Origin of the sequence: Alicyclobacillus sp. SO9 (assembly GCF_016406125.1) — a bacterium.
Lineage (GTDB): Bacteria > Bacillota > Bacilli > Alicyclobacillales > Alicyclobacillaceae > SO9.
Genome location: NZ_CP066339.1, coordinates 1,670,603 through 1,687,415 on the forward strand (window position 1 = coordinate 1,670,603; position 16,813 = coordinate 1,687,415).

At 48.8% G+C, this 16,813-nt stretch carries 16 protein-coding genes; 12 read left to right on the plus strand and 4 right to left on the minus strand.

The window, feature by feature from the left end:
• Positions 1-42: 42 nt before the first annotated feature.
• Positions 43-1,392 carry a beta-aspartyl-peptidase gene (iadA, locus tag GI364_RS07495; protein WP_198853012.1) on the minus strand — a complete coding sequence of 450 codons (1,350 nt, stop codon included), beginning with the start codon at positions 1,390-1,392 and terminating at the stop codon, positions 43-45.
• A gap of 800 nt (positions 1,393-2,192) precedes the next feature.
• The gene (locus GI364_RS07500) at positions 2,193-3,833 is read right to left on the minus strand and encodes a hypothetical protein (protein WP_198853013.1); all 1,641 of its coding nucleotides are present in this window, start codon (positions 3,831-3,833) and stop codon (positions 2,193-2,195) included.
• A gap of 100 nt (positions 3,834-3,933) precedes the next feature.
• Between GI364_RS07500 and yfbR the strand changes: the two genes are divergently transcribed.
• On the plus strand, positions 3,934-4,563 hold the full coding sequence (yfbR, locus tag GI364_RS07505; RefSeq protein WP_198853014.1) for a 5'-deoxynucleotidase: 630 nt from the start codon (positions 3,934-3,936) through the stop codon (positions 4,561-4,563).
• A gap of 240 nt (positions 4,564-4,803) precedes the next feature.
• The gene (locus GI364_RS07510) at positions 4,804-5,286 is read left to right on the plus strand and encodes a LapA family protein (RefSeq protein ID WP_198853015.1); all 483 of its coding nucleotides are present in this window, start codon (positions 4,804-4,806) and stop codon (positions 5,284-5,286) included.
• A 226-nt stretch (positions 5,287-5,512) separates the two neighbouring features.
• Here GI364_RS07510 and GI364_RS07515 read toward each other — a convergent pair whose 3' ends face one another.
• Complete coding sequence (locus GI364_RS07515) at positions 5,513-6,121, minus strand: superoxide dismutase (RefSeq protein WP_198853016.1); 609 nt, start codon at positions 6,119-6,121, stop codon at positions 5,513-5,515.
• Between the two features lie 345 nt (positions 6,122-6,466).
• On the opposite strand from GI364_RS07515, the gene fabI reads away from it, so the two are divergent.
• Positions 6,467-7,243 (plus strand): enoyl-ACP reductase FabI, encoded by a 777-nt coding sequence (gene fabI, locus GI364_RS07520; RefSeq protein ID WP_198853017.1) that lies wholly within the window; start codon positions 6,467-6,469, stop codon positions 7,241-7,243.
• 334 nt (positions 7,244-7,577) lie between these two features.
• Here fabI and pyrD read toward each other — a convergent pair whose 3' ends face one another.
• Entirely contained in the window at positions 7,578-8,684 is a 1,107-nt protein-coding gene (gene pyrD / locus GI364_RS07525; protein WP_198853018.1) for a dihydroorotate dehydrogenase (quinone), read from the minus strand.
• Positions 8,685-8,963: 279 nt separating this feature from the next.
• Between pyrD and GI364_RS07530 the strand changes: the two genes are divergently transcribed.
• The 9 genes from GI364_RS07530 to sufU all read left to right on the plus strand — a co-directional run bounded on the left by GI364_RS07530 (position 8,964) and on the right by sufU (position 16,719).
• Positions 8,964-9,506, plus strand: a complete 543-nt coding sequence (locus GI364_RS07530; protein ID WP_233096052.1) for a sigma-70 family RNA polymerase sigma factor — start codon at positions 8,964-8,966, stop codon at positions 9,504-9,506.
• Entirely contained in the window at positions 9,490-10,509 is a 1,020-nt protein-coding gene (locus GI364_RS07535) for an anti-sigma factor (protein ID WP_198853020.1), read from the plus strand. Before GI364_RS07530 ends, GI364_RS07535 begins: the two co-directional genes overlap by 17 nt.
• Positions 10,510-10,575: 66 nt before the next feature.
• Positions 10,576-10,839 (plus strand): hypothetical protein, encoded by a 264-nt coding sequence (locus tag GI364_RS07540; RefSeq protein ID WP_198853021.1) that lies wholly within the window; start codon positions 10,576-10,578, stop codon positions 10,837-10,839.
• 141 nt (positions 10,840-10,980) lie between these two features.
• Positions 10,981-12,096 carry an alanine dehydrogenase gene (gene ald, locus GI364_RS07545; RefSeq protein WP_198853022.1) on the plus strand — a complete coding sequence of 372 codons (1,116 nt, stop codon included), beginning with the start codon at positions 10,981-10,983 and terminating at the stop codon, positions 12,094-12,096.
• A 297-nt stretch (positions 12,097-12,393) separates the two neighbouring features.
• A complete protein-coding gene (locus tag GI364_RS07550; protein WP_370541852.1) occupies positions 12,394-12,681 on the plus strand; it encodes a metal-sulfur cluster assembly factor in 288 nt (95 codons plus the stop codon).
• Between the two features lie 281 nt (positions 12,682-12,962).
• Positions 12,963-13,748, plus strand: a complete 786-nt coding sequence (sufC, locus tag GI364_RS07555; RefSeq protein WP_198853024.1) for a Fe-S cluster assembly ATPase SufC — start codon at positions 12,963-12,965, stop codon at positions 13,746-13,748.
• A 13-nt stretch (positions 13,749-13,761) separates the two neighbouring features.
• Positions 13,762-15,057: a SufB/SufD family protein gene (locus GI364_RS07560; protein WP_198853025.1), complete on the plus strand. Its 1,296-nt coding sequence runs from the start codon at positions 13,762-13,764 to the stop codon at positions 15,055-15,057.
• Positions 15,058-15,068: 11 nt separating this feature from the next.
• Entirely contained in the window at positions 15,069-16,301 is a 1,233-nt protein-coding gene (locus GI364_RS07565; protein ID WP_198853894.1) for a cysteine desulfurase, read from the plus strand.
• Complete coding sequence (gene sufU / locus GI364_RS07570; protein ID WP_198853026.1) at positions 16,288-16,719, plus strand: Fe-S cluster assembly sulfur transfer protein SufU; 432 nt, start codon at positions 16,288-16,290, stop codon at positions 16,717-16,719. The genes GI364_RS07565 and sufU overlap by 14 nt, the downstream gene beginning before the upstream one ends.
• Positions 16,720-16,813: the final 94 nt, after the last annotated feature.

Sequence of the window (16,813 nt, forward strand, 5' to 3'; positions counted from 1 at the left end):
GACCCAATGTACAACACAACTGGGCTCACAAAGTCCGGCGCTTCAACAGCAGTAGTTTCGAGAACGGCTTTTGTGCTGGCGTTCGTCCATGTCCGGAAAATCATCGGGATCGTCCTCTTCCGAGTCGAGCATGGTCCGTCCTCTGTCCTTGTCTTCCTTGCCTGCCTCACTCTTGCTTCCCGGTGAGCCGGGTACCGTATGGACATTTTCGTAGGTACCAAAAACAACTGGCTTACCGTCTTCAACTACCAGGCGGCCTTTGGCAAAGACGTGTTGAATTTGAAACTTGTCATCGGTCAGCATTAGGTCTGCGTCCATTCCTTTTTTCACAGCTCCCTTGTGTCCAAGTTTCAGAAGTCGTGCCACGTGTTTGGTTACAATTGAGACGGCCGTTTCAATGTCAATTCCTTCCTCAACAATGGTGTCCCGCGTCTCCTCCCAGAGCGTTGCAATGGAACCAATCCCCATTGCAACCAGCTTTCCAGAGTCATCAAAGATGGGTGAACTGCCATTGCTGTCTGAACTCATGGTAATGTGGTGCGGGGGGACCCCGTTTTCAAGGAGCTTTTTGATAGCTTTTGAGGGCTTCACGGAAATATTGTCGTGTTTGTCAGGACGGATGCCTGAAGTGACATCGACAATACCTCCGGCTTGGCCCCAGCGCACTGCGTCTTCCAGCAAGTCTGGATTGCGGTTGACATGGGTTGGAACAAACATGGTCTTCGGCAGTTCTGTTCTTTTCGCCAGTTCAAACAGAATCGATAACTTCGTGTCATCGTCTCCGACATGAAGGTGCAGCACTCCGGCCTTTCCGCCCAGGAGGCCTCCAACTCTAGCTTCACTGGCCAGTTCAGCCAACTCCTGCTCGCTAGGATGACTGGAGCGCGTATCCGCAATGGCGATTTCACCGACACCAATCACTTTGTCGATTAACACAATATCCGATCTCGGTGTCCCCGTAATGGTTCTCGTAGGCACCTGATAGGCACCACAGTAGATGTATGTAGTAACTCCCTCAAAATCGAGTCCATTGGCTTTTGCCAACAATTCGCTTGTGGCCCGGGTCACGCCATCGGTACCCAGAACACCAACGAGCGTCGTCACACCCGCCGTTGTAATGTGCGACAGAGCAATTTCCGGTGTCCGATAGTGAAACCCGCCTTCTCCGCCGCCGCCCGCCATGTGTACGTGCTGGTCAATCAAACCGGGGAAGAGGTACATGCCCTTTGCATCGAACACTTCAATATCGAGGTCAGCACCATATCCCTCTGTGAGGAAACCTAAATTATCGTCAATGACAGCAATCTGCCGCCCGACCACAAGTACGTCTTTCTTACCTAGGTGTTTTGGTGCGTATACATCCGCATTTCTAATTAATGTAAACATAGCCATCCGAGTTTAACCTCCCCAAAATTCACGCAGTAACAGTTGATGCAACGATTGTCTGATTCAGAAACAGTTTCATGCCGTACTAGGATACGGTTTTTGATGTTTGTTTATGTAAAAGAAAAGCCTGCGTGAAGACTGTGATTTGAGGAGGAAGGGGGGCAGAGGAGGAGGAAGGGGTGCAGAGGAGGAGGAAGGGGTGCAGGTGGTAAGGAGCAAAGGGATGGTACACCAGCGAGCACGCGAATCAATACGCCTGATTGAATGGCTGCATCACGGTGTGCGTCGCAGTGGATGCCGAATTTATATAATTTTAGGGATTTAATTGAAATTAAAGTTTATAAATGGTAGTTAACCGCTTGCTTTTCGTTCGATCCCGTTGACCGCCCGTTGACCGCCCGTTGACCGCCCGTTGACCGCCCGTTGACCGCCCGTTGACCGCCCGTTGACCAACCGGGCTTCTCAGTCGGCCGGGACTGGCTGTGAGGCTGCTATCAGGCCGTTATCAGGCTGTTAGTGTCTGAAAGGATCCCTATTTCCAGAGTGGGGGTGCGATAATGATCGCAATGATCCCTAATGCCACCGTGCCGAAGAGATTAGTGTCATAAATGGGCACTAATCTCGGCAGCGTCAAAATGCAACGTGGGTCATAGGGATCAAAGGGATCACTATTTCAGACGGCCGGTTGATGATAGGGATCGAATCGATCACTATCATGTGGCAGGCATGATGATAAGGATCAAAGGGATCATTAATCAACCACATGAATAAGCTGCTACAATGTCGACAGATGAAAAATGTTGAAATTAGTGGTGCTCATTTGGAATAAATTCCTTCCAGTTCCCTGAATTTTCAACTTGGAAATACAAGTTGGCTTCATTTTGATTGCCGTCTGGTTTGGATCCCGAAAGATCATGCCCGGCCATAACCTCACTTGTCCAATCACCCAACTTGATGGGGTATTTTTTCATGGAAGAATAATTTAACATATACTGGTTGCCTTGGTAGTACTGCATCTTGGGCGGGATAAGAGACCGCTGTCCCCAGTATATGGTTTGGTCTCCGACGGCTACCCAGCCTTTAACGTTTTGCGTATTTTCTACCGAACAAATCGGCATCAATGCTTCGTGTTGCTCATTCCAAAAATATGTCCATGACCCAGTCTCACCAGAAGACTTTGTCATCACTTGAATTATCGCGCCGCCCGTCACCTGATACAATCCCTGAATTACCAAGTGAACACCGCTGGAACTGGTATCAGAAATCGTCTGAAACCTCGGCTGAGACTGGCCTGTTGCAGTGGTCTGAAACGAGTTCATTTGAAACGAAGTATTCTTTACACTTCCAGTGGTATTGCTTGTACTGTTGACGGTGTTATTTCCAGTTTTGGTGCCGTTTCCAGCATTGCCAGTCTTCGTGCTGTTGCTAGTGTTGTTGGTTGTACTGTTGGTTGTACTGTTGGTTGTACTGTTGGTTGCGGATTGCGTCATTATATTCGCCTGCATCTTTACGGTCGCAGAAGAAGTTTTATTGGTAGTGTTTGCAGCACTGTTGTTGTGTGTACTGTTGCCAGAACTTTGTACTAGCTTGGCGGTAGTTATCCCATTTCCAGCGCCGTTACCGTTAGCGTTCCCTTGGGAAGGCTGTGGACTGTTCCCTGGGTGATACCAGTTGCTGTCGATTTTGCTGGCTGAAGCAGTCGTTGTTGGTATAGTCCCCAGCAACTGGGCATTGGGTGACAGGGTAACACTTGTACCGGCTTTATTGTATTTCGTATAGTAGAGCGGACTTGCAGAGGCATTTCCTGTCGCGCCTTGTTCAGGAACAATTGACCAAAGTACGCCGGCTTGTAATGGTACCGCCACAATCCTGTTCTGCGATATATGCATTGCCGAAGGAAATTTCAGATTCACGGTAATTCCGTAGTACAAATTAAAATTGCCCGGACTGAAAGTCGTCACCGGATACGAGCCGTACTGCGTCACTACTGAAGAAAAAGGTTGGGCCACATTCAACTGCGCCGGGTCGGGAGATGGTGTCAGCTTTCCTCCAGTTACGGGAGAAAACCCTTGGTTCCCGCTGGGCTGTGATGGATGACTGTTGCCCTTTGAGTTGGACTTCTTCGTAGTGTTACCGTCAGAATTTGATTCCTTGTTTGGTTTTGTCGTAGATTTTGAGTTTTTTGCCGAATTACTGGTACTCTTGGACTTTGCCGTAGAGTTAGCGGTACTTGGATTCGTACCGTTAGCTTCGCTCTTTATTTGATGTCCGGTATAGTTCTGAGTCGACACAGTATTGAGGGCCCCAGGGTGCTGCAAAGAAACGGTGTTCTGCTGTTTTTGGTGAATCAAGAATGCCTCAGTTAAAATGAAAGCAGACGCACCCACTGTTAGTATTGGTGGTAAAGTAAGGCGTAGAATGCGAATGGCTTTCTTTCGGTTATTCACATCAACATCTCCCCGAAGGCTCCAAATAGGGTAATTTTCTATCTAACATATTAGACGAAATAGAACCGAAAATGTTACAAGATTTTAGGAGGAAATTATTATGAATAGTGTGTTTCTAGCGTTACTCCATCGACTTCGTTCGACAAATAGGTGGAGTGGTATGGTGTCTGTGCAATCCGAAGACGTAGCACAGCATTCATTTGGGGTTGCAGTGATTGCGCATATGTTGTGTGAAATTGAAAAAGAGGTCTTCGGAAACCGCCTCAAAACAGAGGATGTTCTGGCTGCTGCATTACTTCACGACGCGACAGAAGCCATTTTAACGGATGTCATTGCACCCGTAAAAAAATACAGTCCGGAGGTGGAAGACGCGTTTCATCATCTTGAATCCGTGGCACAGGTTCAAATGATAAAGTCTTTACCGAAGGAACTTCAGTCCGTGTATCAGCAACATATGTCACGTAATGACGCGGAGATAGATGCATATGTTCATGCAGCAGATAAACTGGACGCACTGTGCAAATGTAAAATGGAATTGCGTCGCGGCAATCCAGACTTTCGTATCGCTGCCGAACAAATTGAGCAATCACTAGAGACCTACGCCGAGAGGATGCCATCCGTTCGCTATTTTATGGATATTTTTCTACCGGCTTTCGACTACAGCATTGATGAATATCGCTATCTGCAGGGGCGGGACGGTGATGCAAGTCTGTCCAGGGGCGAGGATTGAATCTGTCACGAGACGAGATGTGGATTCCTTAAATGAGGCAGGTGCAGGGGGCGTGGTTGGACAAGCGGCCCAAAGTTCCGTCAAAATAGAGGCAACGACATGAATCGCAGGCTTCGACCAAGGTCTGATAGGGTGAAACGAGTCGCTTGAAATAGGTGTGGATTGATTACTGCAAACATGTTTGTGTACGGAAGGCAGTCGGAAGGCAGTCGGAAGGCAGTCGGAAGGGGATTGATAGTCATGAGGTGGAAAGTCATCGGTTTGATTGTTTTTGCAATTATTATTGCAGTTTTTACGCTGGATAACACAACATCAGTAGATGTAAATTTCATTTTTGTCACGGCCACAACCAAACTGATTTTTGTTATCCTGCTGTCTGTATTATTGGGTATGATCCTGATGGCCATTCTGTGGTCCCTGCGCGCGTGGAAACTTAGGAGTCAGATGGTTGCTCTCAAGAAACAGTTGGCCAAGGCGGAAGATGAACTGAAAGGTCTGAAACAAGGAGAAACAGAAAAGCTTGGAGAAAAGCAGGTGAGTGCTGAGGGTACTCATCAGGGCGACAATGAACAGAGAGCTGATGAAGATGAAACTGAAGTACGGACGGCGTCCGAGCAGGAAGACGAGAAGAAGGACAATGACACGTCTGTCCTTCCCAACAACCAGTCTTTGAACAAGGAATCCTCGTCTGACGCGGACTTTGACAATGACAATCGGCCATAAACTTCAAGAAAAGCAAACGACACAGTGAACCCCCAGTGAAACCACAAAGAAACCACAAAGAAACCACAAAAGAAAAGGCTGCCCAATGCCTTTGTCCAAACATGAATGCTGCGGACAAAACGGCGGGACAGCCTTTCAGTGAACATCAAACTTCCTGTGAACCAGGATTGAGCTCGGTGATGCAGATGACTTGTTCAGGTTCCAACACTTAGTTCGCTGTCAAGAATTACTTGGCAGCTTCGAAGCGCTTGTTGACCTCTGCCCAGTTGATGACATTCCAGAATGCGGAAATGTAATCAGGACGTTTGTTTTGGTATTTCAAGTAGTACGCGTGCTCCCAAACATCAAGTCCGAGAACTGGCGTCTTTCCGTCCATGTAGGGGCTGTCTTGGTTTGGCGTGCTGGTAAGTTCCAACTTCCCGTTGTTGATGACCAACCATGCCCAGCCGCTTCCGAAACGACCTGCTGCTGCCTTTGCAAATTCATCCTTAAATTGGTCAAAGCTGCCGAAAGCAGAATTAATCGCATCTGCAATTGCTCCCGTAGGTTGACCGCCGCCGTTGGGGCTCATGATTTGCCAAAAGAGGCTATGATTAGCATGACCGCCGCCGTTGTTACGTACAGCTGTACGGATGGATTCAGGTACGCTGTTGATTGAAGCCATAAGGTCTTCAACGCTCTTGGATTGCAGATCTGCATGTCCTTCAAGTGCTGCATTTAATTTTGAAACATAGCCGCCGTGGTGTTTGTCATGGTGGATCTCCATTGTCAAAGCGTCAATGTGTGGTTCCAATGCATCAAAAGAATAAGGTAAGGCTGGTAGTTCGTGTGCCATTTACTATTCCCCTCCTATGTAAGCTAATTTGGTCTTGCCTTTCTTCATCTTAAAGCAATCAAATTAAGGAATCAAATTGCTGGGGGACGATTATTGTTTGTCAATCACTAATTTTATGATAGAGACCTCCTGTTCTCCATTTGTGCTAAGACGTTCATACCCAATTCATAACCAGTTCATAACCAATTTTGGATTGAAGGCATGCTTACTGTGTACAAGAATATTTGAACCATATCCGTATTGATGGTATACATAAGGAGATAAGGTGGGACAAGACTAGGCTTCCTTATTGGACGAGTTGAACTAAAATGAACTGATTTTATGTCTTAGGCGGTGACTTTACTGATGAGTCTGTTAAGTGGAAAAACCATCTTGGTTATGGGTGTTGCGAATAAGCGAAGCATTGCTTGGGGAATCGCGACCTCGGCGTACAAGCAAGGTGCACGGTTGGCGTTCACATGCTTAAGTGAACGTGAAAAAGCGAAAGTTGAGAGCTTGGTTCAGGAAGACATGCCGGGAGAAGAGTTCCCCGTTGTGATTTGTAACGTCGCTGAGGACGAATCTCTTGATGCGGCTTTTGCCGAACTAAGAACACGTGTTGGGGTCCTGCACGGCGTAGCGCACGCAGTTGCCTTTGCGAAAACAGAGGAGCTGCAAGGAGAGTACGCGGATACATCGCGTGACGGATATCTGCTTGCTCAAAACATCAGCGTGTACTCTTTGGTCGGCGTTGCTCGGCGTGCACGTGACTTGATGACTGAAGGCGGAAGCATAGTAACCCTTACATACCTTGGCGGCGAACGAGTGGTCGAGAACTACAACGTAATGGGTGTTGCGAAGGCTGCTCTGGACGCAAGTATGCGTTATCTGGCCAAAGACTTGGGTTCTCAAGATATCCGTGTTAACGCAATTTCGTCGGGTCCAATCCGAACGGTCTCGGCTAAGGGTGTTCATGACTTCAACAAGATTGTAAATACGTTGGCTGAGCGCGCACCCTTGGGCCGCTCGACAAATCAGGAAGAAGTTGGGGACGTTGCTTCGTTCCTGTTTAGCAATCTTGGTCGCGGCGTAACGGGGGAAATTATTCACGTCGACGGCGGTTTTCACATTCTTGGATTCTAGAACGCTGAGTAGAAAATGAGGAAGCGCTAAAGCAGCGAGAAACGTACGCAGATACGTACTCGCTGCTTTTTGCAAAGTTCTCCGGACGAATTTTCACAGCAGGCCTTTCTAAGCAGTGGCTTGTTGTTGATCAACCCTTGCTAAATCGTTGCAGCAGGCCTTTCTAGACACTTGCCTCTTGCTGAGGCGTCGTGCTCAACGGTCGCAACCTGCGCTGGAGGCGGGGTGCGACAGCCTGCGCGGTTACTGTGTCGTGAGTTACTACAGTGTCATGAGTTACACAATTGTCAGTCCGCATCGTGCCGCGTCAAGGCTCATCGCAAGTGTCAAAGGGTCAAATGTCAGGACTTACGTGGTCTTCGGCTTTACTTCCGACAGCTTCTGTAATGTGATGAAATCCGTTGTGTGCAAGAAGTGCTTCAAGCTCAGTCACAATTTCCGCGATGACTGGGGGCCCTTTATAGATGAATGCTGTGTAGATTTGCAAAAGACTTGCTCCAGCGCAGATCTTCTCATAGGCATCTTCTGCGGAAAAGACGCCTCCCGATCCGATGATGGGAATGGCACCTTGAGTTGCTTGGTACAAAAGACGAATAACCTGGGTAGACCTCTGTGCCAATGGCCGACCGCTGAGTCCTCCGCTTTGGAGCTTATTTGCGGATAAAAGCTTTGGCCTGTCAAGCGTAGTATTTGTGGCAATAAAACCGTCAACACCGATACCGGCAAGCGACTTCCCAAGTGATTGTACTGCAGAATCCGAAAGGTCCGGCGAGAGTTTGACTAAAACTGGCGGGCGATGAGGTTGGACCGTATCCTCATGTGCCCTGTACAATTCGTCTCGTTTTGCCAGTACGCGCTCGACTAATGGAATGAGTGAGTGTTCTGTCTGCAGGTCTCTAAGACCCGGGGTATTAGGAGAACTTACATTAATTACAATGTAGTCTCCAAGGGGATAGAGGGTTTCCATCAGTTCCACATAGTCATCTGCGGCACGGTCGTTTGCAGTAATCTTGTTCTTTCCAAAGTTAATCCCCACGGTTCCAATACGACGCTTTTTCAGGAGGTTTTTTCGCAAAGCCGCTTCGCCGTGGTTATTAAAACCCATGCGATTTATTAGTGCACCGTCTTCAATCAACCGAAAGAGACGAGGCTTGTCGTTCCCTGGTTGCTCCTTTGGAGTCACAGTACCAACTTCAACAAAGGAGAAACCCGCGTCGAACAGCGCATTGACGGCGACACCGTCCTTATCAAGACCTGCAGCGAGTCCGACGGGATGTGAAAAATTCAGCCCCCACAAGGACTGCTGCAAAAGTGGAGAAGGACGGGGAGTGACGGTGAGCCAATGTGCTGCGGACGGAAACAGCGATAACAAGCGCATTGTGGTGATGTGCGCTCGTTCGGCATCCATGCGAAACAGCGCGTTGCGAATCAACGGGTACATGTTAGGGTTTCGACCTCCACATTAAACGTTTCCAACCTGTCAGATAGTGTATCACGGACAGGTCATAGTGTATCACTGACAAGTCATATCGACTATGCATTTTGCGTGAATCGGTGCAGGCTCTGTGGCAGACATGAACTTTGGCCGCACAGTTGTGGTTGGTGGGCTTTGTACTGCAGATTCGCTTTACCCTTTCGTGTTTGTTCGATAAACTTGTCACAGATTGCCGGCGACACTCGTCATATGGGTGAGGTGTCTGCTGAGGAGGTGCAGTGCCTCTTGTCTGAGGCGAAGCAAGACTCTACAGACATCCAGTTATTAAACGAATGGATGAACCTGTTTGGCACTGACGTACTCAATGTTGCGTACTCATATATCCGAAATTACGCAGAGGCGCAGGATATCACTCAAGACGTGTTTTTGCGGGCGTATCGAAACATGGATAAATTTCGGTCCGAAAGCAGCGTGCGTACTTGGCTGCTGTCTATAACGGTAAATCGTTGCAAGGATTATCTTCGCTCCTGGCATCACCGCAATGTCGCGCCTGAGGAAGACATAGAACCGACAGGTGTTCAGGAGACGCCGGAGCAACGAGTGGTGGACAGCCTTGAGCAGGAGGCATTATGGAATGAAGTTGGCAAATTGTCTGTGAAGTATCGTGAAGTTTTGACACTGTTTTATCTACGTGATCTGAGCGGCCAAGAAATCGCCCAGGTGCTGAATATTTCCGAGCAAAGTGTGCGGACCAGGCTGCATCGAGCGCGAAAATTACTTCGAAATCTGCTTGAGGAGGAGGGGTGGAATAATGAATCACAATCATGAAGACAGATTTGAAGCTGAACTTCGACACCTCAAGGAAATCCCCTTTCCAAAGGAACTTCAAGACAGGATTTTGAGGGAAGCACGTCAGATAAACCGTGTCCCAGAGCGCAGTCTGCGTTGGCGTCGTAATTGGACTCCATGGCTGGCTGGTGTTGGAGGGGTAGGCACGGCTGCGGCTCTGTTAGTAGGTGTTATTGGACATCGAACTCATCCAACTGAGCAGAAGTTGTCTACGTCTGGAAAGGGTGCTGCCTACAACCTGCAAAAATCCAAGCTTCATGTGCTGAATGTGCAGATTGGGACGATTCCTGGAGAACCTAAGGATTCCAGTGTTAAAGCTACAATAGAAAACACAGGAACACAGACGCTTAACCGGAGTGACGTATTCGGCGTTTTGGCCTTTCCGCGCAGTGTGGCTCAGAAATCCCTGCTTAACAGTGATTCCCTGACCTTCGTGAATGGGCCGCAACAACCGCTTGCTCCGGGGCATACGGCGAAATGGACATTTCATCCGGTAGGTGCGCCTCATGACGCCAGAACGAACGGGTTAACGGAACAACCGTACCTTGTCTTTTATCGAACGGGCTTGAAAAAGGTTGCCGGGGGAGAGTCTGCCCAGCCAGTGGGCACCAATGTATCAACACTTTGGAAGACAAGCGGTCTCAAAATAGAGCAGACATCAGTGAAGATTCGCAATCGAGGAAACACAGCACAATCCTTTACAGTGGACACCAAAGTAAAAAATGTGACAAAACGCAAAGTAAATGTCACAAACTTGTGGGGCGTTGTATGGTTCAATCAGAACCCGCCAAACAAAGCGCCAATCAAGGATTCCTGGGATTGGAGCGCGCCGGGTGCTACAAGATTCATTACTTCTCCTCGCACAAATGGAAAGCAGTATATTGCTCCGGGACAGACGTTGGAGGTATACTTTGACTTAGTTGGTTCGTCCAAGTCGGACTTCCTGCACAGAACGCCTCATGTGGCGATTATCCAGCGTTAGGTTTCGGGAAAAGACGGTGAAGGAAACGTCTTTCTCGTTTCGTGCGCCTGAAGCGAGGGAATGACTGTGACAACTCGATTTAGTTTGAGCGAGCTGTCTGAAATGCTCGGTGTACCTGTTGACGTCGTCCGAACAGCTGTTGAGCACTTGGCTGGTCAGAAAGAACTTACCGCAGAGACCTTTGTCTACGGTCAGCGAAGTTGGCGTGTCGCTCCGAGTGATGTTAAGCGCTTACAGGATTGGATTCAGTCTGACGCGGGTGGAGAAAACCTTCGTGTTAAACGGCCCCAGAGGAGAATTAAGCGCAAACAGAAGGTAGAGGATAAATGAAGGGCACAGAGCAGTGCTTCTTTTTGTCTCGCTCTGAGCGCGTGAAATGGTCTCACCTCTGCATGCGTGAAATTGTACCTTGGTAGAATGTTGTACAATCATGAGTCACAGAACACGAAGCAGGAAAGGGGTTTTGTTGGAGTGAGAATCGGGGTACCTAGGGAAATCAAAAACAATGAGAACCGTGTCGCGATGACGCCGGCGGGCGTTCACAGTTTGGCGATTGCGGGTCACGAAGTTCTTATTGAAAGCAATGCGGGCGAGGGCAGTGGTTTCAGCGACGACGTCTATGTTGAAGCAGGCGCAGTTATCGTGCAGACAGCTGCAGAAGTATGGAACACCTCCGATATGGTCATGAAGGTCAAGGAGCCGCTTGAATCTGAATACCAGTATTTTCGTGAAGGACTTATTTTATTTACATATTTACACTTGGCGCCTTTGCCTGAACTAACGAGGGCCTTGCAAGACAATGGTGTGACTGCAATCGCCTACGAGACAGTGCAACTGCCAAACCGCAGTTTGCCCCTGCTTACACCTATGAGTGAAGTGGCAGGCAGAATGTCAATTCAGATTGGTGCTCACTTCTTGGAAAAGCCTCATGAGGGCCGCGGGGTTCTGCTTGGCGGCGTACCGGGTGTGCCCCCGTCGCGGGTCGTTATTGTTGGGGCTGGTACGGTCGGTGTCAATGCAGCCAGAATTGCCCTTGGTATGGGTGCACAAGTCACTATGCTGGATGTTAATATGACCCGTCTCGCATACATCGACGAAGTTTACGGGGGACGAATTCGCACTGTCATGTCCAACCCGTATAACCTCTACGACCAACTGGACGGATGTGATTTGCTGGTTGGGGCGGTTTTGATACCGGGATCACGTGCACCGAAAATTGTAACAGCAGATATGGTGGAAAAAATGAATAAGGGTGCTGTGATTGTGGACGTAGCCATCGATCAAGGCGGGTCTATTGAAACAATCGATCGCATTACAACCCACGACAATCCCACCTACGAACAGCACGGTGTGGTCCACTATGCGGTTGCAAACATGCCTGGAGCGGTTCCACGGACGTCTACCCTTGCGTTGACGAACGTTACCATGCCCTACGCGTTGCAACTGGCGAATAAGGGCGCAGTCGCTGCTGTGAGGGAAAACGAGGCTTTGGCGAAGGGTGTCAACGTAATTGGAGGCAAAGTCACCTATAAGGCTGTTTCCGATTCGTTGAATCTAGAGTATACGGATCTGATGGATGTCATTTAGTCATTGTGCGTCCAGATAAGCTTTCAAGCGGCCGTCTGCAGGAGATCTGTGGAGGGCCGCCCTGCTGTTGGGAGTCCAGGCAACACTTCTAGGGAACAAAAATCACAGTGGTGCGCAAACTACCTTTGAAACGGCGTTAATGCGTGAGTGGTTTGCAGTCGCCTGCTGCGTTTTGCCCTGACCGGGCTTCTGGTCATTTTGGCTGAAAGATGCTACCCTTGACTTGGATGTGCTATTAGAGCACTCACTGTAAGTCTTATTGAAAGGGTGGTTGAGTTGGTTACCAAGGAACAAGTAATGGGAATCTTGACGGAAGTCATGGATCCTGAAATTCAGATTGATGTCGTAAATCTGGGTATGGTTTACGGTGTAGATATATCGGAAGACGGGAAACTGGTTACAATTACCATGACCTTAACTACGATGGGGTGCCCGGCCTACGACATGATGCGGGAAGATATTATCGATCGCGTTGGCAGTTTCGAGGGCGTAGAACAAGTCGACATTAATTTAACGTTCGATCCCCCCTGGGACAAAGAGATGATGTCGGATGAGGCAAAGTTGGTTTTTAAGTACCTTTTTTAACCTTTTGAATGTAAAGCTTTTGAATGTAAAGCTGTTGAAACGCCATTTCAGAGAAACATTGATACCGGCCCTTAAAATGCCTTATGACGAAAATGTGAAACTTATGTTTAGTGCCCCGGAAACGGTAAAAGCCGAGGCCGGGGCTATTGCTTTTTCATGTACATGTGGTACGCTTGAGTCAAAACATGACTGTATTAGTCAACTTTAATTTCAGCGCTGAATTTGCGTCGATTGCGAAATAGCCGTCGGCGCCCAACATAACGTATGAAAGGTTGGTTGCAATGGCAGCACCGCACTTACAAATCAAAGACTTGCATGTATCAGTAGAAGACAAGGAAATTGTGAAGGGGTTGAACCTGGACATTCACGGCGGAGAAATCCACGCCATCATGGGCCCCAACGGTACAGGGAAGAGCACCCTTTCTTCTGCGTTAATGGGGCATCCAGCTTACAAAGTGACAAGTGGAACGGCAACTCTCGACGGAGAGGACTTGCTCTCCATGGCGGTAGATGAGCGGGGCCGCGCGGGGATGTTCCTGGCTATGCAATATCCGGCTGAAGTATCCGGTGTATCCAATGCCAACTTCCTGCGTACTGCATTGAATTCAAGGCTCGGCGAGGGGAATGAAATGCCTGTTATTAAGTTCCACCGGTCCTTGCAAAAGAAAATGAAAGAACTGGATATTGATCCTTCCTTTGCAGACAGGTACCTAAATGAAGGTTTTTCCGGCGGAGAGAAAAAGAGGAATGAAATTCTTCAGATGGCAATGCTTGAACCGCGTATTGCGATTTTGGATGAGATTGACTCGGGGTTGGACATTGATGCACTCAAAGTTGTTTCCAGTGCAGTCAACTCGTTGCGTTCGCCAGAGACTGGCTTCTTGATTATTACGCACTATCAGCGTTTGCTTCAATATATTGAACCGGATTTCGTGCACATTATGATGCAAGGACGGATTGTGAAGTCCGGCGACAAGAAACTGGCAGAGTATCTCGAAGCAAACGGTTATGACGGTTTGAAACAGGAGTTGGGTATTGTCGACGAAACTGTCGGAGCAGAGGCATAAGGAGGGGACAAACGTGGCAGAGGAACTTACAACAGCAGCAACGTCTTCCCTTGTGCAAGAACTGGTTGCTCGACATCAGGAACCGGAGTGGCTGAGGCAGAAGAGGGAAGAGGCATGGAAGACGTTTGCACAACTGCCTTCACCTAAACTGGAAAAAACAGATGTGCGTAAACGCACATGGGAAGTCAGCGAACTGTCGGCTAAGACGGACGGACGACCCCAGGAAGAAATTGCAGCAGTTTTGGATGCTGCTGCAGAACAACCCTTTATCTATCTAAGGGACGGATACCTGATGCAGTCCAACCTACCCTCGGACCTGAAAAGCCAGGGTGTTGTGGTCGAAGATTTGCAAACTGCAGTGACCCATCATGAAGCACTGCTTAGAGAACACCTTGGTACGGTCGTTGATGACACGGAATCAAAGTGGGCGGCCTTAAATGCAGCCATATGGGAAAATGGTGTCTTTGTATATATTCCCAAGGAAGTTGCAGTGGAGAGTCCGATACAGTTCATCTATGAAGAATCACTTGCCGGGGGCGGTGCGAGGCCGCGGGTGCTGATTGTTGCGGAAACGGGATCGAAAGCGGAGTTTTCCGAATTGAGCTTTACGCCCCAGGACGGAGTGCGAGGCCGTGTACACAGTGAGGTCATGGAAGTCGTTGCGGACGTAGATTCTCATCTCAAGATTTCGGCTGTGACACAGTTTCACAAGGGCCCAACCAACTTTGTCCTGCGCCGAGCGAAAGTTGCAAAGGATGCAAAGGTGGAGTGGATTGCCGGGGATATCGGCGATGGATTTACTGTTGCGCTCGTGGAGAGTCGGCTTGAGGGCAGCGGCGCAATGTCATCTTCCCGGGCACTGGGATTTGGATTCGGCCGGCAGCGACTTGACTTGACGTTGAGTATGGATCATTACGGACGCTCATCAGAGAGCGACATCGTTATGCACGGAGTCATGCTTGGAAAAGCAAACTCTGTGTACCGAAGCTCAAGTCACATCCGCAAAGGAGCAGCGGATGCAGCAAGCGAGCAAAGCGACAGAATGCTGGTCCTGAACAAATCAACTCGTGCAGATGCGATTCCAATGCTGTTGATTGATGACAATAATGTTCGCCGGTGCGGGCACGCAGCCAGTGTCGGGAAATTGGATGAGATACAAATTTACTACTTGATGTCCCGCGGTGTGAGCAAAACGGAAGCGACCAAGATGATTGTTTGGGGCTATTTGGCGCCCACCGTTGACTTAATTCCTGTTGAAAGTATGAGACATTTGTTGTCAAGACGAATTGACGAGGAGTTGGAAGCATGAATCCTCTTGACATGAATCCTCTTGAGTTGAAACGGGATTTTCCGATTCTTCAACAGGAGATCAACGGGCATCCTCTCATCTATTTGGACAGTGCTGCTACATCACAAAAGCCACAGACAGTGCTCGATGTGGTGCAGCGGTACTACCAGCAAGATAATGCAAATGTTCACCGTGGTGTCCACACACTGGGGTCTCGTGCGACGGAAGCTTACGAACTGGCACGAGAGAAAGTGGCTCATTTTATTAATGCGCCCTCATCTGAGCAAATTGTGTTTACGCGGGGAACGACGGAATCCATTAACATGGTGGCTTACGGCTATGCGCGTCTAACTCTGCAAGAGGGAGACGAAATTGTAACGACGGCTGCCGAGCACCATAGCAACTTAGTGCCGTGGCAGCAGGTTGCTCGCGTAACTGGAGCAAAACTGAAATTCATCCCGCTGGAGCAGGACGGTACTGTTACAATGGAAGCTGTACGTGAGGTTATCACTGAGAAGACCAAACTGGTTGCCATTGCACACGTGTCAAATGTACTTGGCACCATCAACCCCATTAAGGAAATTTCCAAAGTTGCCCATGACGCAGGTGCGATTCTGGTGGTGGACGGCGCTCAGAGTGTGCCTCATATGTCAGTGGATGTAAAAGAGTTGGACTGTGACTTCTTGGCTTTTTCCGGACACAAAATGTGCGGTCCTTCAGGTGTGGGAGTGCTTTACGGAAAACGCTCTTTGCTGGATAAAATGGAGCCTACCTACTTTGGCGGCGAGATGATTGATGTGGTCGAACTGGAGGAATCCACTTGGAAGGATACCCCGTGGAAGTTCGAGGGCGGTACACCCATCATTGCGGGTGCTATCGGTTTGGGGGCCGCCATTGATTACCTGAGTGAAGTGGGGATGGAGAACGTTCATCGTCATGATACGGAATTAGCTGCATACGCTATGGAGCGTTTGTCTGAGCTGGATGACATCGAAGTATACGGGCCGGCCGCAGGTAAGGAGCGGGGCGGTCTAGTCACTTTCAACCTCAAGGGGGTTCATCCGCACGATGTGTCAACGGTGCTTGACGCTGAAGGAGTGGCGGTTCGTGCCGGTCATCACTGTGCGCAACCTTTGATGAAGTTTTTGGAAGTGCCGTCAACCGCACGAGCCAGCTTTTATATGTATAACACGAAGTCTGATATTGACGCCTTGGTAAAAGCCTTGGAGTCAGCGAAGGAGTTCTTTCACCATGCAATTGGATGATTTATACCGCCAAGTCATCATGGATCACTATCAGCATCCGAGAAACAGTGGGAAAATTGATGAAGGCACTGTGGATGTGGATATGCGAAACCCCAGCTGCGGAGATGAAATCACTCTTCAACTGCTTGTAAAGGACGGCGTGATTCAAGATGTGAAGTTCCTTGGAAGCGGGTGCTCCATTTCCATATCTTCCGCTTCGATGATGACCGAAGCTGTGATGGGAAAGACAGTTGAAGAAGCTTTGCAGATGCAGGAACTGTTTCGCCAGATGGTGAAGGGCGAAGATATAGATGCAGAGGAATTAGGCGATTTGGAATCTTTACAAGGCGTGTCCAAGTTTCCGGCACGCTTCAAGTGTGCAACGCTTGGCTGGCAGGCCCTTGAGAAGGCATTGCAAAAGCAAGAAGCGGACGCATAAGAGTCACGGAAATGAATTCACATACGGATTCATTGAAGACGGTCTTACGGGTTCGCTGAAGATAGGCTTTGAAAGCTGATTTTGGACACAATTC

Bases quoted from the DNA above. Each gene is read 5' to 3' on its own strand.
- sufU (WP_198853026.1), top strand. From the start codon at position 16,288: ATGCAATTGGATGATTTATACCGCCAAGTCATCATGGATCACTATCAG.
- GI364_RS07550 (WP_370541852.1), top strand. From the start codon at position 12,394: ATGGGAATCTTGACGGAAGTCATGGATCCTGAAATTCAGATTGATGTC.
- GI364_RS07515 (WP_198853016.1), bottom strand. From the start codon at position 6,121: ATGGCACACGAACTACCAGCCTTACCTTATTCTTTTGATGCATTGGAA.
- GI364_RS07510 (WP_198853015.1), top strand. From the start codon at position 4,804: ATGAGGTGGAAAGTCATCGGTTTGATTGTTTTTGCAATTATTATTGCA.
- pyrD (WP_198853018.1), bottom strand. From the start codon at position 8,684: ATGTACCCGTTGATTCGCAACGCGCTGTTTCGCATGGATGCCGAACGA.
- sufC (WP_198853024.1), top strand. From the start codon at position 12,963: ATGGCAGCACCGCACTTACAAATCAAAGACTTGCATGTATCAGTAGAA.
- GI364_RS07565 (WP_198853894.1), top strand. From the start codon at position 15,069: ATGAATCCTCTTGAGTTGAAACGGGATTTTCCGATTCTTCAACAGGAG.
- iadA (WP_198853012.1), bottom strand. From the start codon at position 1,392: ATGGCTATGTTTACATTAATTAGAAATGCGGATGTATACGCACCAAAA.
- GI364_RS07535 (WP_198853020.1), top strand. From the start codon at position 9,490: ATGAATCACAATCATGAAGACAGATTTGAAGCTGAACTTCGACACCTC.
- yfbR (WP_198853014.1), top strand. From the start codon at position 3,934: ATGAATAGTGTGTTTCTAGCGTTACTCCATCGACTTCGTTCGACAAAT.
- fabI (WP_198853017.1), top strand. From the start codon at position 6,467: ATGAGTCTGTTAAGTGGAAAAACCATCTTGGTTATGGGTGTTGCGAAT.